Annotated in this window: 20 protein-coding genes; 14 read left to right on the top strand and 6 right to left on the bottom strand. The window is 66.0% G+C overall.

Going from position 1 to position 19967, the window contains the following annotated elements:
• The first annotated feature begins 30 nt into the window (after positions 1 to 30).
• The gene (nadA, locus tag AC1Q6V_RS06895) at positions 31 to 1185 is read left to right on the top strand and encodes a quinolinate synthase NadA (protein ID WP_010814983.1); all 1155 of its coding nucleotides are present in this window, start codon (positions 31 to 33) and stop codon (positions 1183 to 1185) included.
• A complete protein-coding gene (nadC, locus tag AC1Q6V_RS06890; protein WP_439668226.1) occupies positions 1182 to 2045 on the top strand; it encodes a carboxylating nicotinate-nucleotide diphosphorylase in 864 nt (287 codons plus the stop codon). Before nadA ends, nadC begins: the two co-directional genes overlap by 4 nt.
• Before the next feature lie 73 nt (positions 2046 to 2118).
• On the opposite strand, the gene nadB is transcribed toward nadC, so the two are convergent.
• From nadB to radC, 4 genes are all read right to left on the bottom strand, one after another.
• Complete coding sequence (gene nadB / locus AC1Q6V_RS06885) at positions 2119 to 3711, bottom strand: L-aspartate oxidase (protein WP_010814981.1); 1593 nt, start codon at positions 3709 to 3711, stop codon at positions 2119 to 2121.
• A gap of 187 nt (positions 3712 to 3898) precedes the next feature.
• A complete protein-coding gene (gene rpmG / locus AC1Q6V_RS06880) occupies positions 3899 to 4069 on the bottom strand; it encodes a 50S ribosomal protein L33 (RefSeq protein ID WP_010814980.1) in 171 nt (56 codons plus the stop codon).
• A gap of 13 nt (positions 4070 to 4082) precedes the next feature.
• Entirely contained in the window at positions 4083 to 4316 is a 234-nt protein-coding gene (rpmB, locus tag AC1Q6V_RS06875) for a 50S ribosomal protein L28 (RefSeq protein WP_006575661.1), read from the bottom strand.
• 191 nt (positions 4317 to 4507) lie between these two features.
• Positions 4508 to 5194: a RadC family protein gene (radC, locus tag AC1Q6V_RS06870; RefSeq protein ID WP_010814979.1), complete on the bottom strand. Its 687-nt coding sequence runs from the start codon at positions 5192 to 5194 to the stop codon at positions 4508 to 4510.
• 106 nt (positions 5195 to 5300) lie between these two features.
• Between radC and AC1Q6V_RS06865 the strand changes: the two genes are divergently transcribed.
• The 7 genes from AC1Q6V_RS06865 to AC1Q6V_RS06835 all read left to right on the top strand — a co-directional run bounded on the left by AC1Q6V_RS06865 (position 5301) and on the right by AC1Q6V_RS06835 (position 12410).
• The gene (locus tag AC1Q6V_RS06865) at positions 5301 to 5789 is read left to right on the top strand and encodes an FKBP-type peptidyl-prolyl cis-trans isomerase (RefSeq protein WP_454749650.1); all 489 of its coding nucleotides are present in this window, start codon (positions 5301 to 5303) and stop codon (positions 5787 to 5789) included.
• A gap of 39 nt (positions 5790 to 5828) precedes the next feature.
• The gene (gene ispH, locus AC1Q6V_RS06860; protein WP_010814977.1) at positions 5829 to 6794 is read left to right on the top strand and encodes a 4-hydroxy-3-methylbut-2-enyl diphosphate reductase; all 966 of its coding nucleotides are present in this window, start codon (positions 5829 to 5831) and stop codon (positions 6792 to 6794) included.
• 567 nt (positions 6795 to 7361) lie between these two features.
• Positions 7362 to 8564 (top strand): branched-chain amino acid ABC transporter substrate-binding protein, encoded by a 1203-nt coding sequence (locus tag AC1Q6V_RS06855; RefSeq protein WP_010814976.1) that lies wholly within the window; start codon positions 7362 to 7364, stop codon positions 8562 to 8564.
• 215 nt (positions 8565 to 8779) lie between these two features.
• Entirely contained in the window at positions 8780 to 9715 is a 936-nt protein-coding gene (locus tag AC1Q6V_RS06850) for a branched-chain amino acid ABC transporter permease (protein WP_439668224.1), read from the top strand.
• Positions 9716 to 9728: 13 nt separating this feature from the next.
• On the top strand, positions 9729 to 10886 hold the full coding sequence (locus AC1Q6V_RS06845; RefSeq protein ID WP_010814974.1) for an ABC transporter permease subunit: 1158 nt from the start codon (positions 9729 to 9731) through the stop codon (positions 10884 to 10886).
• Positions 10887 to 10899: 13 nt separating this feature from the next.
• A complete protein-coding gene (locus AC1Q6V_RS06840; RefSeq protein WP_010814973.1) occupies positions 10900 to 11676 on the top strand; it encodes an ABC transporter ATP-binding protein in 777 nt (258 codons plus the stop codon).
• A 17-nt stretch (positions 11677 to 11693) separates the two neighbouring features.
• Positions 11694 to 12410 (top strand): ABC transporter ATP-binding protein, encoded by a 717-nt coding sequence (locus AC1Q6V_RS06835; protein WP_010814972.1) that lies wholly within the window; start codon positions 11694 to 11696, stop codon positions 12408 to 12410.
• 227 nt (positions 12411 to 12637) lie between these two features.
• Here AC1Q6V_RS06835 and AC1Q6V_RS06830 read toward each other — a convergent pair whose 3' ends face one another.
• Together AC1Q6V_RS06830 and AC1Q6V_RS06825 are read right to left on the bottom strand one after the other, a co-directional pair.
• On the bottom strand, positions 12638 to 13825 hold the full coding sequence (locus tag AC1Q6V_RS06830; protein WP_010814971.1) for an acetylornithine transaminase: 1188 nt from the start codon (positions 13823 to 13825) through the stop codon (positions 12638 to 12640).
• A gap of 279 nt (positions 13826 to 14104) precedes the next feature.
• The gene (locus AC1Q6V_RS06825; RefSeq protein WP_454749649.1) at positions 14105 to 15163 is read right to left on the bottom strand and encodes a CDP-6-deoxy-delta-3,4-glucoseen reductase; all 1059 of its coding nucleotides are present in this window, start codon (positions 15161 to 15163) and stop codon (positions 14105 to 14107) included.
• A 9-nt stretch (positions 15164 to 15172) separates the two neighbouring features.
• Here AC1Q6V_RS06825 and AC1Q6V_RS06820 point away from each other — a divergent pair, with 9 nt between their 5' ends.
• From AC1Q6V_RS06820 to hutC, 5 genes are all read left to right on the top strand, one after another.
• The gene (locus AC1Q6V_RS06820; RefSeq protein ID WP_454749648.1) at positions 15173 to 16180 is read left to right on the top strand and encodes an NAD-dependent epimerase/dehydratase family protein; all 1008 of its coding nucleotides are present in this window, start codon (positions 15173 to 15175) and stop codon (positions 16178 to 16180) included.
• 311 nt (positions 16181 to 16491) lie between these two features.
• Entirely contained in the window at positions 16492 to 17460 is a 969-nt protein-coding gene (locus AC1Q6V_RS06815) for an ABC transporter substrate-binding protein (protein ID WP_011615958.1), read from the top strand.
• A 27-nt stretch (positions 17461 to 17487) separates the two neighbouring features.
• A complete protein-coding gene (locus AC1Q6V_RS06810) occupies positions 17488 to 18357 on the top strand; it encodes an ABC transporter permease (RefSeq protein ID WP_454749647.1) in 870 nt (289 codons plus the stop codon).
• Positions 18354 to 19133, top strand: coding sequence for an ABC transporter ATP-binding protein (locus AC1Q6V_RS06805; protein ID WP_010814966.1), 780 nt, complete (start codon positions 18354 to 18356; stop codon positions 19131 to 19133). Before AC1Q6V_RS06810 ends, AC1Q6V_RS06805 begins: the two co-directional genes overlap by 4 nt.
• A 16-nt stretch (positions 19134 to 19149) precedes the next feature.
• A complete protein-coding gene (gene hutC, locus AC1Q6V_RS06800) occupies positions 19150 to 19911 on the top strand; it encodes a histidine utilization transcriptional repressor HutC (protein ID WP_010814965.1) in 762 nt (253 codons plus the stop codon).
• Positions 19912 to 19967: the final 56 nt, after the last annotated feature.

Here is a 19967-nt window from a genome sequence, read left to right as displayed (position 1 = left end):
TGCTGGCGAAGGTCTAGAGGAGTACCGGAGATGACCCCACAATCGATCAAGACCGTCGAGTTCGAAAAGCCGAACCTGGCGGATGCCGAAAACGCCACTGGCAGCAGCTGCGTGGCCCATGCCTGGGCCAAGGTGCCGCCGGTGCTGACACCCGACGAGCGCCAGTCCCTGAAGACGCGTATTCGCCGCCTGCTCAAGGAACGCAATGCGGTGCTGGTGGCGCACTATTACGTCGACGCCGACCTGCAGGACCTGGCCGAGGAAACCGGCGGCTGTGTCTCCGACTCCCTGGAAATGGCCCGCTTCGGCCGCGACCACGAGGCCCGGACCCTGGTGGTGGCGGGCGTGCGCTTCATGGGCGAGACCGCCAAGATCCTGAGCCCCGAGAAGACCGTGCTGATGCCGGACCTGGACGCGACCTGCTCGCTCGACCTGGGTTGCCCGGCCGATGAGTTCGCCGCCTTCTGCGATGCGCACCCGGACCGCACCGTGGTGGTCTACGCCAACACCAGCGCCGCCGTGAAGGCGCGCGCGGACTGGATGGTGACCTCCAGCATCGGCCTGAAGATCGTCGAGCACCTGCATGCGCAGGGCAAGAAGATCCTGTGGGCGCCGGACAAGCACCTGGGCAGCTATATCCAGAAGCAGACCGGTGCCGACATGCTGCTGTGGCAGGGCTCGTGCCTGGTGCACGACGAGTTCAAGGGCATCGAGCTGGACCTGCTGCGCCGCGAATTCCCCAACGCCAAGATCCTGGTGCACCCTGAGTCGCCGGAAAACGTGGTGGCACAGGCCGATGTGGTCGGCTCGACCTCGCAGCTGATCGAGGCCGCACAGAAGCTGGACGCGACCGAGTTCATCGTCGCCACCGACAACGGCATCCTGCACAAGATGCGCATGGCGGCGCCCGGCAAGCACTTCATTGAAGCGCCCACGGCCGGCAACAGCGCGACCTGCAAGAGCTGCGCGCACTGCCCGTGGATGGCCATGAACGCGCTCACCAACCTGGCCGAGGTGCTGGAAACCGGCCGCAACGAGATCCATGTCGACCCGGTGATCGGGCGCCAGGCGGTGACCTGCATCAACCGCATGCTGGACTTCGCCGCCGCGCAGAAGCGCAATGTGCGTCCGTCGGCAGACCTGGCCAAGGAACAGGCGCTGTTCAAGGGGATTGGCCCGGCATGAGCGTGAATTCGATTTTCGACAGCTACGGTCCGGCGCTGCAGGCAGCGCTGCAAGCCAATGTGCAGGCCGCCATTGACGAGGATGTCGGCAGCGGCGACCTGACCGGCCTGCTGGTGCCTGCGGCCAAGGCGGCACGCGCGCGCGTGATCGTGCGCGAGTCCGCAGTGCTGTGCGGCCAGCCGTGGTTCGATGCCTGCATGCGCGCGGTCGACCCGGCGCTCGAGGTGCACTGGCTGCAGCAGGAAGGTGCCCGCATGGCGCACGATTCGGTGGTCTGCGAGATCACAGGCCCGGCGCGCTCGCTGCTGACGGCGGAGCGCCCGTCGCTGAATTTCCTGCAGCTGCTGTCGGGCGTGGCCACCGCCACGCGCCGCTATGCCGACCTGATCGCCGGCACCCGCGCGCGCGTGCTGGATACGCGCAAGACGCTGCCGGGCCTGCGCCTGGCGCAGAAGTACGCGGTCCGCATCGGCGGCGGCGAGAACCAGCGGCTGGCGCTGTACGACGGCATCCTGATCAAGGAAAACCATATCGCCGCGGCTGGCAGCATCAGCGCGGCCATGCAGGCGGCGCTGGCGCTCGATACCAGGGCGTCGGTGCAGATCGAGGTGGAAACGCTGGCCGAACTGGAAGAAGCGCTTGCGGCCGGTGCGAAGTCGGTGCTGATCGATAACTTCACCGTGCCGATGATGCAGGATGCGGTCAGGATCAATCGGGGCAGGGCGCTGCTGGAGGTGTCGGGCGGCGTCAATGCCGATACTATCCGCACCTTTGCCGAAACCGGCGTGGACCGGATCTCGGTTGGTGCGCTGACCAAGGACGTGCGGGCGACGGACTATTCGCTGCGGATCATCGGCTGACGCTTCGCGCGATACCAGAAAAACGGGGTGGGGCCTTGCGGCGCCACCCCGTTTTGCTTTGCCTGGCCAGCCGTCAGCGCTTCCTTGTGGCTGGCGGCTGAATCACCGTCGGCAGCGCCTTGGGCAGGGTATCCGGATAGTCCCGGCTGAAGTGCAGGCCCCGGCTTTCGTGGCGCGAATAGGCGCTGTCCACGATCAGCGAGGCCACTTCGACCAGGTTGCGCAGCTCCAGCAGGTCGCTGGTGACGCGGAAGTTGGCGTAGTACTCAGCGATTTCCTCGCGCAGCAGGCCGATGCGGTGCTGGGCGCGCTCCAGCCGCTTGCTGGTGCGCACGATGCCGACGTAGTTCCACATCATGCGGCGCAGCTCGTCCCAGTTGTGCGACACCACCACTTCCTCGTCGGCATCGGAGACGCGGCTTTCATCCCAGGCCGGCAGCGTGATGTCAGGCAGCCCGGCCTTGTCCTTGGAAGCGATGTCCTCGGCCGCGGCGCGGCCGATCACCATGCATTCGAGCAGCGAGTTGGAGGCCAGCCGGTTGGCGCCATGCAGGCCGGTGCAGGCGGTTTCGCCCACGGCGTACAGATTGCCGATATCGGTGCGCCCGGAGGTGTCGGTGACCACGCCGCCGCAGGTGTAGTGGGCGGCCGGCACCACGGGAATCGGCTCGCGCGTGATGTCGATGCCGAGCTCCAGGCAGCGCGCGTGGATGGTCGGGAAGTGTTCTTTCAGGAAGGATTCGGGCTGGTGGCTGATATCCAGGTAGACGCAGTCCAGGCCGCGCTTCTTCATCTCGAAGTCGATCGCGCGCGCCACCACGTCGCGCGGCGCCAGTTCGGCGCGCGCATCGTGTTCGGGCATGAAGCGGGTGCCATCGGGCAGCTTGAGCAGGCCGCCTTCGCCGCGCACCGCTTCGGAGATCAGGAAGGACTTGGCGTAGGGGTGGTACAGGCAGGTCGGGTGGAACTGGATGAACTCCATGTTCGAAACCCGGCAGCCCGCGCGCCAGGCCATGGCGATGCCGTCGCCGGTGGCTGTATCCGGGTTGGTGGTGTACAGGTAGACCTTGCCGGCACCGCCCGCGGCCAGCACGGTGTGCGTGGCGGTGAGGGTGCGCACCGCGCCGGTGCTGTCGTCCAGTACGTACAGGCCGTAGCAGCGGTTGCCCGGCAGCCCCAGCTTGCGCGAGGTGATCAGGTCGATTGCGAAGTGGTCTTCCAGGATGGTGATGTTCGGGTGCTGCATGGCCTGCTGCAGCAGCGTGCTGACCACGGCATGGCCGGTGGCGTCGGCGGCGTGGATGATGCGCCGGCGGCTGTGGCCGCCTTCGCGCGTCAGGTGGAAGCCCAGTTCGGCCTGTTCGTCGCGCGTGAACGGCACGCCGCGGTCGATCAGCCACTGGATGGCCTCGCGCCCATGCTCCACGATGAAGCGCGTGGCCTCTTCGTCGCACAACCCCGCACCGGCGACGAGCGTGTCCTGCGTATGCTCGTCATGGCTGTCGCCGGAATCCAGCACGGCGGCAATACCGCCCTGCGCCCAGTCGCTGGCGCCCTGGGTCATGGCGCGCTTGCTGAGGATGGCCACCCGGTGGGTGTCGGCCAGTTGCAGCGCGACCGTAAGGCCGGCCAGGCCGCTGCCGACGATGGCGACGTCGAAATTCATGGTGCGGAGTGCGCTGGGGGGCGCCAGGCAAAAAGGAGGAAACGGGAAAGTCTACACCTGAAGCGCCATCCCGCGCATCAGCGCGTCGCGTGGGGGTGGGCGCTTATCGCCCCGCAGGCCTGCGCGGCGCGCAGGCAACAAAAAGCCCCGCGGCATGGCGGGGCTTTCTGGCGGGAACCGGGATCAATTACTTGATCTTGGTTTCCTTGTAAGCGACGTGCTTGCGGGCGACGGGATCGAACTTCATGATCTCCATCTTTTCCGGCATGGTGCGCTTGTTCTTGGTGGTCGTGTAGAAATGACCCGTACCTGCGGTCGATTCCAGCTTGATCTTGTCGCGGCCGCCCTTGCTTGCCATGATGTGCTCCTAATTAGACTTCGCCGCGTGCGCGCAGGTCGGCGAGCACGGAGTCGATGCCTTTCTTGTCGATCAGGCGCAGGCCGGCGTTCGAGACGCGCAGGCTCACCCAGCGGTTTTCGGATTCAACGAAGAAACGACGATTCTGCAGGTTGGGCAGAAAACGGCGCTTGGTCTTGTTGTTTGCGTGGGAAACGTTGTTGCCGACCATCGGCGCTTTCCCGGTCACTTGACAGACGCGTGCCATGAAGCACTCCTAAATCTTCTATTCGTGGACAATGTTCGCAACAGATCAACAAAAGGCGCGCGGGCCCGGACTGCAGCGGTTGAGACTTCAGCAAAACGGGCATTATAGACCGGATTCCCGCGCCGAATCAATGCCTTCTGTGCTTTGGCGTTATCCGGTGTTGCTGCGCTGTATGTGCCGTGGCGTTGGCGTCACAGCCCGGGCAGGCGGTCGCAGCAGTCGGCCAGCGAGCGGATTTCCTGGCCGGCCACGATGAAATGGTCGAGCAGCCGCACGTCGATCAGATCGAGGGTGCGCGCCAGTTCGTGGGTCAGGCGGATGTCGCTCTGGCTCGGCGCGGTGGTGCCGCGCGGGTGGTTGTGCGCCACGATGATGCCGGCCGCATTATGCACGAGCGCCTGGCGCGCCACTTCGCGCGGGTAGACGGCGGTGCGCGTCAGCGTGCCGCGGAACATTTCTTCACTGGCCACCATGCGGTTGCGCGGATCCAGGAACAGGCACAGGAAGACCTCGTGCGGCAGCGGCGCCAGCGTCAGGCGCAGGTAGTTGCGCACCGCCGCCGGGCCGTCGAAGCCGGTGGGCAGGCGCAGCGATTCGGCCAGCGCACGCCGTGCCAGCTCCGGAATGGCCTGCAGTTGGGCATACTTGGTTTCGCCCATGCCCCGGACGCTTGTCAGTGCGCGCCCCTCTGCCGCGAACAGGGCTGTCAGCGAGCCGAAGCGGTGCAACAGCTCGCGTGCGAGGTCCACGGCACTTTTGCCGGCAGCGCCCACGCGCAGCAGGATGGCCAGCAGCTCGGCGTCGGACAGGGCGGCGGCGCCGCTTTCCATCAGTTTCTCGCGGGGCCGCTCGCAGGCGGGCCAGTTGGCAATGGTCATGAGCACTCCAGGGTAGTCACGCCGTGATGAGGGTGAGGCCGGGTCCGGGGGCGGCGGGCAATGGGCCAGTCGAATACAATACGGGTTGTTGACCGGTTGATCACCCATGAATTTGCAAACTTTCGCGTCGGAAACCGACGGCGGCACGGCTGGCCGCAAGACTGTCCAGGCCGACTCTTTCCTGACCCTGCACTACAGCATCGCGCTCGAGAACGGCACCGAGGTCGTCAGCACGTTCGAGGAGAAGCCCGCCACGCTGCTGCTCGGCCAGGGCCAGTTCGCGCCAACGCTGGAGCAGGCGCTGCTCGGCATGCCCGAAGGCGAGCGCATGACCTACCGGCTGGCAGCGGAGCAGGCCTTTGGCCCGCGCAACCCCGAGCTGCTGCAGTGGGTGTCGCTGGCCACGCTGCGCGAGAACAGTTCCTTCGAAGAGGACTACAGCCCGGGCGACCTGGTGGAGTTCAACGCGCCCGGCGGCGGCAAGTACGCCGGTGTGCTCAAGGAGTTCGGCGAGACCGCCGCGCTCTTTGACTTCAACCATCCGCTGGCCGGGCAGACCATCCTGTTCGACGTGCAGCTGATCGGCATTCTCTGAGCGCGCCGCACGTGTGCCGAACCATCCTGATACCGCAGCATGCCTGACCTGACTCCCGCACCCGACGCAGAAATCCTGATGGCGCAGCCGCGCGGCTTCTGCGCCGGCGTGGACCGTGCCATCGAGATCGTCGAGCGTGCGCTCGAGCGCTTCGGCGCGCCCATCTACGTGCGCCACGAGATCGTCCACAACGCCTATGTGGTGGCCGGCCTGCGCCGCAAGGGCGCGGTGTTCGTGCGCGAGCTCGACGAGGTGCCCGCGGGCGCCACCGTCATCTTCAGCGCCCATGGCGTGTCGCGCGAAGTGCGTGCCGACGCCGCCGCGCGCGGGCTGCACGTGTTCGATGCCACCTGCCCGCTGGTGACCAAGGTGCATGTCGAGGTGAGCAAGATGCGCGCCGAGGGCTGCGAGATCGTGATGATCGGGCATCGCGGCCATCCGGAAGTGGAGGGCACCATGGGCCAGGCCAGCAGTGGCATGCTGCTGGTGGAGTCGGTGGCCGACGTCGCCACGCTGCAGGTTACCGACCCGTCGCGGCTTGCCTACGTGACCCAGACCACGCTGTCGGTGGATGAGACCCGCGAGATCGTGGCCGCGCTCAAGGCACGCTTTCCGCAAATCCGCGAGCCCAAGAAGCAGGACATCTGCTATGCCACGCAGAACCGCCAGGACGCGGTGAAGTTCATGGCGCCGCAGGTGGAGGTGGTGATCGTGGTGGGCAGCCCCAACAGCTCCAACTCCAACCGCCTGCGCGAGCTGGCCGAGCGCCTGGGCGTGCCGGCCTATATGGTGGACGCCCCCGAGCAGGTGCGCCCCGAATGGATCGCCGGCAAGCGCCGCATCGGCCTGACCGCCGGCGCTTCGGCGCCCGAGGCGCTAGCCCAGTCCATCGTCGAGCGCCTGCGTGAGCTTGGGGCGAGCCAGGTGCGCCCGCTTGACGGCATCGAAGAGAACATGGCCTTCCCGCTGCCGCGTGGGCTGCTGCCGGCCAGCGCCGCCGCCTGACCCGGTGCGGGCCGTGCCCGCCTGCCAGCCCCGCCTTGAACAAGGGCGCCGCTTGATGCGGCGCCCTTTGTCTTTGGTACGCCCGATTTGCAGCCGGCCGGCACGAATAATGCACGGTGATGGTGCAGGTAATACATGGCTGTCCTGCTGATCAGACAAATCAGGGTAATCCCCCGGTTTGGGGTTTTCCCTATTATGGTGCGGCGCTACATTCTGCACATTAGAGAACGGTGCAGCTGAATTTAAATGAAACACCTAATTAATAAAGGCGCATTATAGGTGGTGCCGGCGATGCTTATCCGCGCCATCGGGCGGCGCAGGCACGATTCTTGTAAGTAGGTGAGGCGGCCGCGTCATGTGAGCGGGAATTGCCGCAATCTGTGCATTGGGGAAATTCCCTAGCTCATTTGACCGGTAAATGGTTAAGGATGTTGCGTCGCGTATTGCATCGACTAAGAAAGGGGATACAATGCGCGCGTTTCAAATTGAAACTAAACAAAGGCGGTCCAGGGAAACGTCCGGGAGGCGTTGAAAATCCCTGTCTTCGTGAATCCTAGGAGATCACTCATGCAAATCACGTTTGCCAAGATTCTGCCGATTGCGGCCGCAGTGGCGCTGGTAGCCGCTTGCGGCAAGAAGGAAGAGAAGCCGGCTGATGCGGCGCCTTCGGCGCCGGCGGCAGCCGCTCCTGCAGCGGGCGGCGGTGAAGTCGTCGTCAAGATCGGCCACGCGGCCCCGCTGACCGGCGGCATCGCGCACCTTGGCAAGGACAACGAAAACGGCGCCCGCCTGGCCGTGGAAGAAGTCAACAAGACCGGCCTGGAGATCGGTGGCAAGAAGATCAAGCTGGAACTGGTTGGCGAAGACGATGCCGCCGACCCCAAGACGGGCACCTCCGTGGCGCAGAAGCTGGTCGACGCCAAGGTGGTGGCCGTGGTCGGCCACCTGAACTCGGGCACGTCGATCCCGGCCTCCAAGATCTATAGCGATGCCGGCATCGTGCAGATCTCGCCCTCGTCCACCAACCCGGACTACACCAAGCAGGGCTTCAAGACCACCTACCGCGTGGTGGCCACCGATGCTCAGCAGGGCCCGGCACTGGCTAACTATGCCAGCAAGACGCTCCATGCCAAGAGCGTGGCGATCGTCGACGACGCCACCGCCTACGGCAAGGGCCTGGCCGACGAGTTCGAGAAGACCGCCAAGGCGGCCGGCGTGAACGTGGTGGCGCGCGAGGCCACCAACGACAAGGCCACCGACTTCAAGGCCATTCTCACCAAGATCAAGGGCAAGAAGCCTGACGTGATCATGTACGGCGGCATGGACGCCACCGGCGGCCCGTTCGCCAAGCAGGCCAAGGAACTGGGCATCGGTGCCAAGATCGTCGGCGGCGACGGCGTCTGTACCGACAAGGTGGCCGAACTGGCGGGCGACGCCGTGACCAACATCATCTGCTCCGAGGCCGGCCTGGCCCTGTCGAAGATGGAGCAGGGCGCGGACTTCTCCAAGCGCTACCAGGCTCGCTTCAACGCCCCGGTGCAGATCTATGCACCGTTCACGTATGACGCCGTGATGGTCGTCGTCGACGCCATGAAGCGCGCCAACTCGACCGAACCGGCTGCCATCCTGGCCGAAATGCCCAAGACCAACTACAAGGGCGTGATCGGCAATATCGCCTTCGACGAGAAGGGCGACATGAAGGAAGGCACCATCACGCTGTACGAGTACAAGGACAAGAAGAAGTCCGTCCTCGACGTCGTGAAGATGTAATCTGGGCTTACCGGCCCATCCGAACGGCACCGTGAGTATTTTGCGGTGCCGTTCTTTTTAGCCTCGCCTAATGTAGAAGCATCCTTACCATGGATGGAGCAGGGCAGGTCGCTTACCAGCAAACCAACCACCGCAACGTTACCCATTACACACCATGGTCCCGCCCCCGGCATCCACACCATGCCGCAAGGTCCGGGACTGAAGCAGGAGTTTTCATGGATATCTTTATCCAGCAGATCGTGAACGGTCTGGTGCTCGGCAGCATCTATGCGCTGATCGCACTGGGCTACACCATGGTCTACGGTATTCTCGGCATCATCAACTTCGCCCACGGCGATGTGCTGATGATCGGCGCGCTGACCGCCCTGTCAGCCATCCTCGGATTGCAGAAGTTCGCCCCCGGCCTGCCTGAATGGCTGACGCTGGTGATCGCCACGCTGGTCGCGATGCCAGTCTGCGCGATCCTGTCCTATTCGATCGAGCGGATCGCCTACCGGCCCTTGCGCAATGCGCCACGGCTGGCCCCGCTGATCACCGCCATCGGCGTCTCCATCATCCTGCAGACGATGGGCATGCTGATCTGGTCGCGCAACCCGCTGACCTTCCCGCAGCTGCTGCCGTCCGAGCCGATCGACATCGGCACGACCGGCGCCACCATCACCGGCAAGGAAATGGTCATCATCGGCATGGCCGTGATGGTGATGTCCGGCCTGCTGGCCCTGGTCAACCGCACCAAGCTCGGCCGCGCCATGCGCGCCACCGCCGAGAACCAGAAGGTGGCCGGCCTGATGGGCGTGAACCCCAATTTCGTCATTTCCGCCACCTTCATGATCGGCGCCACGCTGGCCGCGCTGGCCGGCGTGATGATGGCCACCAACTACGGCAATGCCCACTTCTACATGGGCTTCATCCCCGGCCTGAAGGCGTTTACCGCCGCGGTGCTGGGCGGCATCGGCAACCTGGCTGGCGCCATGGTCGGCGGCATGCTGCTGGGCCTGATCGAAGCGCTCGGCGCCGGCTATATCGGCGACCTGACCAACGGCGTCTTCGGTTCGAACTACCAGGACGTCTTTGCCTTTATCGTGCTGATCACCGTGCTCGTCTTCCGTCCGTCCGGCATCATGGGCGAACGCGTGGCGGATCGCGCCTGAGGAGAGCGAATCCATGAATACTCCGATTCCATCCACGGCAGCCGTCGCGGCGCCCACCAAGGTGCCGGCCAAGACCCTGGCCGCACTGATTGGCTTCCTGGTGATCGCCCTGTGCGCACCGTTCTTCGTCCAGACCCTGGGCGGCAACTACTGGGTCCGCGTGCTGGACTTCGCGCTGCTGTACATCATGCTGGCGCTGGGCCTGAACATCGTGGTGGGCTTTGCCGGCCTGCTTGACCTGGGCTATATCGCGTTCTACGCGGTCGGCGCCTACCTGATGGCGCTGCTGGGCTCGCCCCACCTGGCGAACCAGTTCGAGTGGATCCAGCAACTGTTCCCCACCGGCATCCACCTGTCGATGTGGTTCGTGTTGCCGATCGCGATCCTGGTAGCCGCCACCTTCGGCGTGCTGCTCGGGGCGCCAACGCTGAAGCTGCGCGGCGACTACCTCGCCATCGTGACGCTGGGCTTCGGCGAGATCGTCCGCATCTTCATGAACAACCTTGACCGCCCGGTCAACATCACCAACGGGCCCAAGGGCATCACCGCGGTGGACCCGGTCCATATCTTCGGCTTCGACTTCTCGAAGTCGCACGAGATCTTCGGACTCAAGTTCACGCCGGTGTTCATGTACTACTACCTGCTGGTGTTCCTGGTCATCGTGATCGTGTTCGTGAGCCTGCGGCTGCAGACCTCGCGTATCGGCCGCGCTTTCGTGGCCATCCGCGAAGACGAGATCGCCGCCAAGGCGATGGGCATCAACACCCGCAACATCAAGCTGCTGGCCTTTGCCATGGGCGCTTCGTTCGGCGGCGCCTCGGGCGCGGTGTTCGGCGCGTTCCAGGGCTTCGTGTCGCCGGAATCGTTCACGCTGTGGGAATCGATCTACGTGCTGGCCATCGTGGTGCTTGGCGGCATGGGCCATATCCCGGGCGTGATCCTGGGCGGCGTCCTGCTGGTGGGCTTCCAGGAGTTGCTGCGCGTGGTGGCGGAGCCGATGCAGACCGGTTTGTTCGGCCATGTCATCGTCGATGCCGAAGTGCTGCGCCAGCTGCTGTTCGGCCTGGCCCTGGTCGGCGTCATGCTGTATCGCCCGGCGGGCATCTGGCCGTCGCCGCGCAAGGAAGACCGCCCGGTGGTGCGCCGTGCGGGCAGCGTGGGCCGTTTCTGACCAGGAGGACAACATGAGCAACAACGATTTCCTCCTGTCGGTACAGGGGGTCAACAAGCGTTTCGGCGGCCTGCAGGCACTGTCCGAGGTGGGCCTGCAGATCAAGCCGGGCGAGATCTACGGGCTGATCGGCCCCAACGGCGCCGGCAAGACCACCTTCTTCAACGTGATCACCGGCCTGTACACGCCGGATTCAGGCGAGTTCGTGCTGGGCGGCAAGCCCTACCAGCCGACCGCCGTGCATGAGGTCGCCAGGGCCGGCATCGCGCGCACGTTCCAGAACATCCGCCTGTTCGGCGAGATGACTGCGCTCGAGAACGTGATGGTGGGGCGCCACGTGCGCTCCAAGGCCGGCGTGTTCGGCGCGATCTTCCGCCCGCCCGCGGTGCGCCGCGAGGAAGAGGGCATCGAGGACATGGCGCACGACCTGCTCGACTATGTCGGCATCGGCAAGTACGCCAACTTCACCGCGCGCAACCTCTCCTACGGCCACCAGCGCCGGCTCGAGATCGCGCGGGCGCTGGCGACCGAGCCCAAGCTGCTGGCACTGGACGAACCGGCCGCGGGCATGAACGCGACCGAGAAGGTGGAGCTGCGCGGACTGCTCGACAAGATCCGCAACGATGGCAAGACCATCCTGCTGATCGAGCACGACGTGAAGCTGGTGATGGGCCTGTGCAACCGCATGACGGTGCTGGACTACGGCAAGGTGATTGCCCAGGGCCTGCCGCACGAAGTGCAGAACAACCCCGCGGTGATCGAGGCCTACCTCGGCGCATCGGCACACTGATGGCCGGAGGACAAGCAATGACACAGACAGTACTGAAGATCTCCGGCCTCAAGGTCGCGTACGGCGGCATCCAGGCCGTCAAGGGCATTGACCTGGAAATCCGGGACGGCGAGCTGGTGACGCTGATCGGCGCCAACGGCGCCGGCAAGACCACCACCATGAAGGCCATCACCGGCCTGCAGGGCTGGGCCAGCGGCGACGTGGAATACATGGGCAAGTCGATCAAGGGCGTGCCCAGCTACGCGCTGCTCAAGCAGGGCCTGGCGATGGTGCCGGAAGGCCGCGGCGTGTTCGCGCGCATGACCATCACCGAGAACCTGCAGATGGGCGCCTACACGCGCAACGACGACGCCGGCATCAAGGCCGACGTCGAGCGCATGTTCGGCATCTTCCCGCGCCTGAAGGAACGCGCCAACCAGCTGGCGGGCACCATGTCCGGCGGCGAGCAGCAGATGCTGGCAATGGCGCGCGCGCTGATGAGCCAGCCCAAGGTGCTGCTGCTGGACGAGCCGTCGATGGGCCTGTCGCCGATCATGGTCGAGAAGATCTTCGAGGTCGTGCGCGACATCTCGGCACAGGGCGTGACCGTGCTGCTGGTGGAGCAGAACGCGCGCCTGGCGCTGCAGGCTGCCCACCGCGGCTACGTGATGGAGTCGGGCCTGATCACCATGAGCGGGGACGCCAAGCAGATGCTCGACGATCCCAAGGTGCGGGCCGCCTACCTGGGCGAGTAAGGCGCGCGCTGCCGCCTCCCACCCCGCCGCAAGAGGGGTGAGGGAGAGGGCAGGCGCACGCAGGCGCAAGGCCTTTCCCCTTGCCGCGGGGCCCCGCGCAACGCCTGCTCAGGCTGGTGTGCGCGGGTTCTGCGGCGCTGGCTCTCTCCCTCACTCCTCTGCGGCACCACAAAGAAAAAAGCCTCGCGCGCGCGAGGCTTTTTTTCCGTCTGGCGAATGACCAGGACTCAGGCCAGCTTCTTCAGCAGCGTGCGCAGCATGCCGATCATCTGGTCGATCTCTTCACGCGTCACGTTCAGCGCGGGCATGAAGCGCAGCAGGTTGGCGCGCGGAGCGTTCAGCAGCAGGCCTTGCGGCACCATGTCGCGGGCTTCTTCCACCAGTTGCGGGCCGATGTCCTTGCCCAGCATCAGCGCGCGCAGCAGGCCGTCGCCGCGTTCGCCGGCCAGGCCGAACTCGGCGGACAGCGCCAGCAGCTGTTCCCGCAGGTATTCGCCCTTGGCCTTGACGTCGTCGAGGAAGCCCGGCGCGGTCAGCTGCTCGATCACGGCGCTGCCCACCGCGGTCATCAGCGGGTTGCCGTTGTAGGTGCCGCCCTGGTCGCCGGCCTCGAAGCTGGCGACCTCGGCCTTGCACAGCAGCGCCGACAGCGGCACGCCGCCGCCGATGCCCTTGCCCAGCGTCATGATGTCCGGCTCCACGCCTGCCAGCTCGTAGGCGAACAGGGTGCCGCAGCGGCCGCAGCCGGTTTGCACTTCATCGACGATCAGCAGCAGCCTGTGCTTGTCGGCCAGCGCGCGCAGGCCCTGCATGAACTCGCGCGTGGCGGGGATCACGCCGCCTTCGCCCTGCACCGGTTCCAGCATGATGCCGACGGTCTTGTCGGTGATCAGCTTCTCCACCGAGGCCAGGTCGTTGAGATCGGCGCGCGGGAAGCCCGGCACCTGCGGCGCAAAGATGGTGTCCCAGCCGGCCTTGCCCGACGCGCTCATGGTGGCGAGCGTGCGGCCATGGAAGCTGTGGTCCATGGTGATGATCTCGAAGGCGCCGTCCTTGTGCTTGCGGCCCCATTTGCGCGCCAGCTTGATCGCGCCTTCGTTGGCCTCGGCGCCGCTGTTGGCGAAGAAGACCTTGTCGAAGCAGCTGTGGTCGGTCAGCTGCCGGGCCAGCTTGAGCATCGGCTCGTTGTAGAAGGCCGGGCTCGGGTTGATCAGCCGGTGCGACTGGGCCACCAGCGCGTCGATCATGCCCTGGTTGGAATGGCCCAGACAGTTCACTGCCCAGCCCTGCACGAAGTCCAGGTATCGCTTGCCGTTGTGATCCGTCAGCCAGGAGCCCTTGCCCTCGGTGAACACGAGCTCGGGCCGGTTGGTGATGTACATCAGGGATTGGACGGGATACTCAGCAAATGCCATGGCGGACTCCAGGGGTCGGCTTTAAACGATGGACGGACGGGCGTAACAACCGGGACAAAAACAAAAAGCCACGGGGGTTGCCCGTGGCTCGTTGACATGAACAGACGCAGTCGACGGTCAGCCGCGCGGCACCCCAGCGGGGAGCGACGTACGGAAGCTGCGGCGTCGGTTGAAGGTCATGTGCATGCGGGCAAATATAAGGCGCATGCGCCCGGGTGTCAAAACGAATTTTGGCTGGCCCGGGCATTGTTGCGCTGAGGGAACGGCTCTCGGGCGGCCTCAGGCCGCGGGAGTGGCCGGGTGCATGTCGGCCTCGGAGGTGAACGAGTCGGCGAAGAACGCGTCCTCGTGCAGCTTGCACTGGCGGGTGAAGTCGCCGCGCGCGGCATTGATCATCACCGGGGCGCCGCAGGCATAGACCTCGTGGCCCGACAGGTCGGGATGGTCGGCGATCACGGCCTGGTGGACAAAGCCGGTGCGGCCCTGCCAGTTGTCTTCAGGCAGCGCGTCGGAGATCACCGGCACGTAGCGGAAGTTGGGCAGCTCGCGCGCCCACTGCTCGCACAGTGCGTGCATGTACAGGTCCTTGGGCCGGCGGCCGCCCCAGTACAGGGTCATCGGGCGCTGGATGCCGGTGTAGGCGGCGTGCTCGACGATGGCCTTGATCGGCGCGAAGCCGGTGCCGGAAGCCAGCAGGATGATCGGGGCCTCGGATTCCTCGCGCAGGAAGAAGCTGCCCAGCGGGCCCTCGAAGCGCAGGATGTCGCGCTCCTTCATGGCCGGCTGGCCTTCCCTGGCGCCGAACACGTAGTCGGTGAAGGCGCCGCCCGGCATATGGCGGATATGCAGCTCGATCGGGCCGTCTTCATGCGGCGGCGTGGCGATTGAATAGCTGCGGCGCTTGCCGTCCCGCAGCAGGAACTCCACGTACTGGCCGGCCAGGTACTGCATGCGCTCGGTCGCCGGCAGCTGCAGCCTGATGGCGATCACGTCGTCGGCCAGGCGCTCGATCGCGGTCACGCGGCACGGCACCTTCTTGATCGGGATGTCGCCCGCGCCGTGGACTTCGCGGCACTCGATGGTGACGTCCGAGGCGGCGTTGGCGCAGCAGAACAGGGCGCGGCCCTCGGTTTTCTCCTGCGCGGTCAGTGCCGCCGGGGCGTGGTCGCCCTGCACGATGGTGCCTTCGAGCACGCGGCCCTTGCACGAGCCGCAGGCGCCGTTCTTGCAGCCGTAGGGCAGCCCGATGCTGTGGCGCAGGGCCGCGCCGAGGATGGTTTCGTCCGCTGCCACTTCAAACTTGTGGCCGCTGGGCATGACGGTTACTTGATAAGCCATAATCGGTCTATGAGCCAAATTCTGTCGAAGCTGCAGCCCTCGCGCCTCCCACAAGTCCCGCGGCTGCCGGCGCCTTCGCGCCGGCTGGGCCGCCCGCGCCTGTTGATCGTCGGCTGCGGGGATGTGGGGACGCGCTGCCTGCGAATCCTGTCGTCGCGCATGCGTGTCTTTGCCGTGACCTCACAGCCGGCGCGCCGGGCTGAACTGCGCGCCGCCGGCGCGGTGCCGCTGGTGGCGGACCTGGACCGGCCGGCCACGCTGGCACGGCTGCATGGGCTGGCCACGCAGGTGCTGGACCTGGCGCCGCCGCCCGGGCAGGGCGAAGGCGATCCGCGCACGCGTGCCTTGCTCGCCGTCTTGCGCCGGGCGGCCTGGCGCAAGGCCAGGACGTCGGCCGGCATGCTTCCCGGCGAGCCCGCCATTCTACCCGACCGGGGCAGGCCCCGCGCTGCGTTTGTCTACGCCAGCACGTCGGGCGTGTACGGCGACCGGCAGGGCGCCCGGGTCTCGGAATTCCACGCCGTGCGGCCCCAGACCGCCCGCGCGCGCCGCCGCGTGGCCGCCGAGCAGGCAGTGCGCGGCTTCGGCCGCGATGCCGGCTGGCGTGCCAGCATCGTGCGCATCCCCGGCATTTATGCCGAAGACCGCCTGCCGCTGGCGCGCCTGCACCGCGGCACGCCCGCGCTGGTGCCGCAGGACGATGTCTACACCAGCCATATCCATGCCGACGACCTGGCGCGCACCATGGTCGCGGCGCTGTTCCGCGGCCGCGCGCAGCGCGTGGTCCATGCCAGCGACGACACCGAGCTGCGCATGGCCGATTACTTCGACCTGGTCGCGGACCGCCGCGGCCTGCCGCGCCCGCCGCGCATCACGCGCGGGCAGGCGCATGAAGTGATCGACAAGACGCTGCTGAGTTTCATGAGCGAATCGCGCCGCCTCGACAACCGCCGCTTGAAACGCGAGCTGCGCCTGCGCCTGCGTTACCCGACTGTCACCTCCTTCTTCGACACCTGACCGCCTTGCCGGCGCGTCCCGGTGCGGGTGGCACGGGGATTGCTGTGCCTTTGCGTCGTTTTTGTCCTGTCTATACAGCAGCACTTCCATCGCCCCGGCCTGGTGCCGACACTGCAATCCGTGAACCGGGGTGGTGCGAGGCCTGTTGAGGGCTCCCCGCTCTGGAAAGCGCCTTTCAAGGTGTTTATCCGCCTGGATGCTTGGTGGAAGCCCTACGTTGACTTGTATATACAGGTACTGTTTAATGTCCGAAAACGAGCGCGGCCACACGCATGGCCTGCCGTCGACGGACACACCAAAGGAGCGTACAGATGAGGAATCACAGCAGGATTCGCGGTCGGATGGCAGTGCAGGCCGCGGTGCTGGTTGCGGCATTGGGGGCCGGTGCGGCCCAGGCGCAGAATACCCAGGTCACGCTGGGCATGAGCGGCTGGACCGGTTTCGCGCCGCTGACGCTGGCCGACAAGGCCGGCATCTTCAAGAAGCATGGCGTGGACGTCGACATCAAGATGATCCCGCAGAAGGACCGCCACCTGGCGCTGGCCTCGGGCGCGATCCAGTGCGCGGCCACCACGGTGGAAACGCATGTGGCCTGGAACGCCAACGGCGTGCCCATCACCCAGATCGTGCAGCTCGACAAGTCCTACGGCGCCGACGGCCTGGCCGTGCGCAGCGACGTCAAGAGCTTTGCCGACCTGAAGGGCAAGACCATCGGCGTCGATGCGCCGGGCACCGCGCCGTATTTCGGCCTGGCCTGGATGCTGAAGAAGAACGGCATGACGCTCAAGGACATCAAGACCACCACGCTGTCGCCGCAGGCGGCCGCGCAGGCCTTCGTGGCCGGCCAGAACGACGGCGCCATGACCTATGAGCCGTATCTGTCGACGGTGCGCCAGAACCCGGACAAGGGCAAGATCCTGGCGACCACGCTCGACTACCCGATGGTGACCGACACGCTGGGCTGCGCGCCGAAGTGGCTTAAAGAGAATCCCAAGGCCGCGCAGGCGCTGGTCGACAGCTACTTCGAGGCCCTGGAGATGATCCGGAAGGAGCCGGCCAAGGCCAACGACATCATGGGCGCTGCGGTCAAGCAGACCGGCGAGCAGTTCGCCAAGTCCTCTGCCTACCTGCGCTGGCAGGACCGCGAGGCCAACCGCAAGTTCTTTGCCGGCGAGCTTGCCAGCTTCAGCAAGGAAGCTGCGGCGGTGCTGCTGGAAATCGGCGTGATCCGCCAGGTGCCGGACGTGACGGCGCTGTATGACGCGCGTTTCCTCAAGTAACCGACAGTCTTCAGGAGGCGTGACGTCATGACGCAAGCCAGACTTGGAACACCCGCCCCGGCCGCTGCCGCGGCGGTTCCTGCCACAGCGGCGGCGCCGGTGCGCCGGCGCCACCCGTGGCTGGCCCCGCTGGTGCCGGTGGCGCCCAACACGCGCTGGATGCTGGGCCTGTCCTTCTTCGTGCTGTTCTTCGGCATCTGGGCCGTGGTAACGCTGGGCGGCTTCGTGCCGCGCACGTTCCTGGCCGATCCGATGACGATGGCCAAAGAGGGCTTCATCCTGTTCACCGAGCACAACTTCATCGGCGACATCGGCATGACCGTGTGGCGCGTGGTCGGCGGCTTCGTGCTGGCGGCGGTGCTGGCGGTGCCGCTGGGCATCTTCATGGGCGCGTACAAGGCGGCCGAGGCGTTCTTCGAGCCCTTCGTGTCGTTCTGCCGCTACCTGCCCGCGTCGGCCTTTATCCCGCTGCTGATCCTGTGGGCCGGCATCGGCGAGACCCAGAAGCTGCTGGTGATCTTCATCGGCTCGTTCTTCCAGATCGTGCTGATGGTGGCGGTGGCCGTCGGCGGCGCGCGCAAGGACCTGGTGGAGGCGGCCTACACGCTGGGCGCCAACAGCGCCGGCATCGTGCGGCGCGTGCTGATCCCCGGCGCCGCGCCCGAGATTGCCGAGATCCTGCGGCTGGTGCTGGGCTGGGCCTGGACCTACGTGATCGTGGCCGAGCTGATCGGCTCATCGTCGGGCATCGGGCACATGATCACCGACAGCCAGGCGCTGCTCAATACCGGGCAGATCATCTTCGGCATCATCGTGATCGGCTGCATCGGCCTGGTCTCGGACCTTGTCTTCAAGCGCGCCAACCAGCGCCTGTTCCCGTGGAGTTCGATCCAATGAGCGCACTGTCCATCCAGCAGGTCTCGCGCACCTTCTCCAACCCGCGCGGCGGCCAGACCCTGGCGCTGCAGCCGGTCGACTTCGAGGTCCGCGACAATGACTTCGTCACCATCCTCGGGCCTTCGGGCTGCGGCAAGTCCACGCTGCTGCGCATCGTCGCGGGGCTGGATACGCCCTCCAGCGGCCGCGTGCTGCTGGACGGCCAGCCGGTGTCCGCCCCCGGCGCGGACCGCGGCATGGTGTTCCAGTCGTACACGCTGTTCCCGTGGCTGACGATCGAGCAGAACGTGCGCTTCGGCTTGCGCGAGCGCGGCATGAGCGCCGCCGAGCAGAAGGAGCGCAGCGACTTCTTTATCCAGCGTGTGGGACTGCGCGGCTTCGAGCACCATTTCCCCAAGCAGCTGTCGGGCGGCATGCAGCAGCGCACCGCGATTGCGCGCGCGCTGGCCAACGATCCCAAGATCCTGCTGCTCGACGAACCCTTCGGCGCGCTCGACAACCAGACCCGCGTGCTGATGCAGGAGTTGCTGCTGGGAATATGGGAGGCGTCGCGCAAGACGGTATTATTCGTGACCCATGATATCGACGAGGCCATTTTCATGGCCAACCGGGTGGCGGTGTTTTCTGCCAGGCCGGGTCGGATCAAGAGCGAGATCGCGGTGGATTTCCCGCATCCGCGCCATTACACCGTCAAGACCACTCCGGAGTTCTCCGCGCTCAAGGCGCGGCTGACCGAGGAGATCCGCGCCGAGGCCATGGCCTCGGCCGAGCACTAGGCATCCAACCAACGCCATGAACCACGCCGCCGGCACCGCTTCTTCCGCTTCTGCCTCTCCCACCGCGCTCTACCAGCAGGTGAAGGAGTACATTGCCCGCCAGATCCAGAGCGGCGCGTGGCAGCCGGGCGACCGGGTGCCGTCGGAGCAGGAACTGGTGAACCGCTTCGGCGTCTCGCGCATGACTGTCAACCGGGCGCTGCGCGAGCTGCAGGAGCAGGGCCGGGTGGTGCGGGTTGCCGGCGTGGGCACCTTCGTGGCGGAGCACAAGCCGCAGTCGACGCTGCTGTCCGTGGTCAACCTGCAGGACGAGATCCGCATGCGCGGCCATGACTATGCCTGCGACGTGATCCTGGTGGAGCGTGTGTCGGCATCGATCGAGGTGGCCGCCGCGCTGGAGCTGCGCACCGGCGAGTCGGTGTACCACTCGGTCTGCGTGCATCGCGAGGACGGCGTGCCGGTGCAGCTGGAGGACCGCTACGTCAATGCGCGCGTGGCGCCGGACTTCATCAGCCAGGACTTCAGCGAGACCCAGCCCGGCGAATACCTGCTGCGCCATGTGCCCTACGATCAGGTAGAGCACGTGGTCGATGCCATTGCCGCGACGCCGGAGCAGGCCGCGCAACTGGAAATGCCGCCCACGCAACCTTGCCTGATGCTGACGCGCCGCACCTGGACCAACGGCGTGCCGGTGACCTTTGTGCGCTGCCTGCATCCGGGCAACCGCTACCGCCTCGGCAGCCGCTTCCGCGCCGACGGCAACCCTGCTTTCGGCTGAATCCACAAGATCCGGCCGCACGGTTCAACTTTTTACTCTAAGCTGTATAGACAGGA

This window comes from Cupriavidus sp. GW823-FHT07B10 (genome assembly GCF_058794355.1).
This window is presented reverse-complemented; position numbering and strand designations above follow the sequence as displayed.

What these genes read in the sequence shown, in the direction of transcription:
- AC1Q6V_RS06855 (WP_010814976.1), top strand. Translation starts at nt 7,362, where the DNA reads ATGCAAATCACGTTTGCCAAGATTCTGCCGATTGCGGCCGCAGTGGCG.
- AC1Q6V_RS06840 (WP_010814973.1), top strand. Translation starts at nt 10,900, where the DNA reads ATGAGCAACAACGATTTCCTCCTGTCGGTACAGGGGGTCAACAAGCGT.
- rpmB (WP_006575661.1), bottom strand. Translation starts at nt 4,316, where the DNA reads ATGGCACGCGTCTGTCAAGTGACCGGGAAAGCGCCGATGGTCGGCAAC.
- AC1Q6V_RS06810 (WP_454749647.1), top strand. Translation starts at nt 17,488, where the DNA reads ATGACGCAAGCCAGACTTGGAACACCCGCCCCGGCCGCTGCCGCGGCG.
- AC1Q6V_RS06815 (WP_011615958.1), top strand. Translation starts at nt 16,492, where the DNA reads ATGAGGAATCACAGCAGGATTCGCGGTCGGATGGCAGTGCAGGCCGCG.
- ispH (WP_010814977.1), top strand. Translation starts at nt 5,829, where the DNA reads ATGCCTGACCTGACTCCCGCACCCGACGCAGAAATCCTGATGGCGCAG.
- hutC (WP_010814965.1), top strand. Translation starts at nt 19,150, where the DNA reads ATGAACCACGCCGCCGGCACCGCTTCTTCCGCTTCTGCCTCTCCCACC.
- AC1Q6V_RS06820 (WP_454749648.1), top strand. Translation starts at nt 15,173, where the DNA reads ATGAGCCAAATTCTGTCGAAGCTGCAGCCCTCGCGCCTCCCACAAGTC.
- AC1Q6V_RS06865 (WP_454749650.1), top strand. Translation starts at nt 5,301, where the DNA reads ATGAATTTGCAAACTTTCGCGTCGGAAACCGACGGCGGCACGGCTGGC.
- nadA (WP_010814983.1), top strand. Translation starts at nt 31, where the DNA reads ATGACCCCACAATCGATCAAGACCGTCGAGTTCGAAAAGCCGAACCTG.
- AC1Q6V_RS06845 (WP_010814974.1), top strand. Translation starts at nt 9,729, where the DNA reads ATGAATACTCCGATTCCATCCACGGCAGCCGTCGCGGCGCCCACCAAG.
- radC (WP_010814979.1), bottom strand. Translation starts at nt 5,194, where the DNA reads ATGACCATTGCCAACTGGCCCGCCTGCGAGCGGCCCCGCGAGAAACTG.
- AC1Q6V_RS06850 (WP_439668224.1), top strand. Translation starts at nt 8,780, where the DNA reads ATGGATATCTTTATCCAGCAGATCGTGAACGGTCTGGTGCTCGGCAGC.
- AC1Q6V_RS06805 (WP_010814966.1), top strand. Translation starts at nt 18,354, where the DNA reads ATGAGCGCACTGTCCATCCAGCAGGTCTCGCGCACCTTCTCCAACCCG.
- AC1Q6V_RS06835 (WP_010814972.1), top strand. Translation starts at nt 11,694, where the DNA reads ATGACACAGACAGTACTGAAGATCTCCGGCCTCAAGGTCGCGTACGGC.
- nadC (WP_439668226.1), top strand. Translation starts at nt 1,182, where the DNA reads ATGAGCGTGAATTCGATTTTCGACAGCTACGGTCCGGCGCTGCAGGCA.
- nadB (WP_010814981.1), bottom strand. Translation starts at nt 3,711, where the DNA reads ATGAATTTCGACGTCGCCATCGTCGGCAGCGGCCTGGCCGGCCTTACG.
- rpmG (WP_010814980.1), bottom strand. Translation starts at nt 4,069, where the DNA reads ATGGCAAGCAAGGGCGGCCGCGACAAGATCAAGCTGGAATCGACCGCA.
- AC1Q6V_RS06825 (WP_454749649.1), bottom strand. Translation starts at nt 15,163, where the DNA reads ATGGCTTATCAAGTAACCGTCATGCCCAGCGGCCACAAGTTTGAAGTG.
- AC1Q6V_RS06830 (WP_010814971.1), bottom strand. Translation starts at nt 13,825, where the DNA reads ATGGCATTTGCTGAGTATCCCGTCCAATCCCTGATGTACATCACCAAC.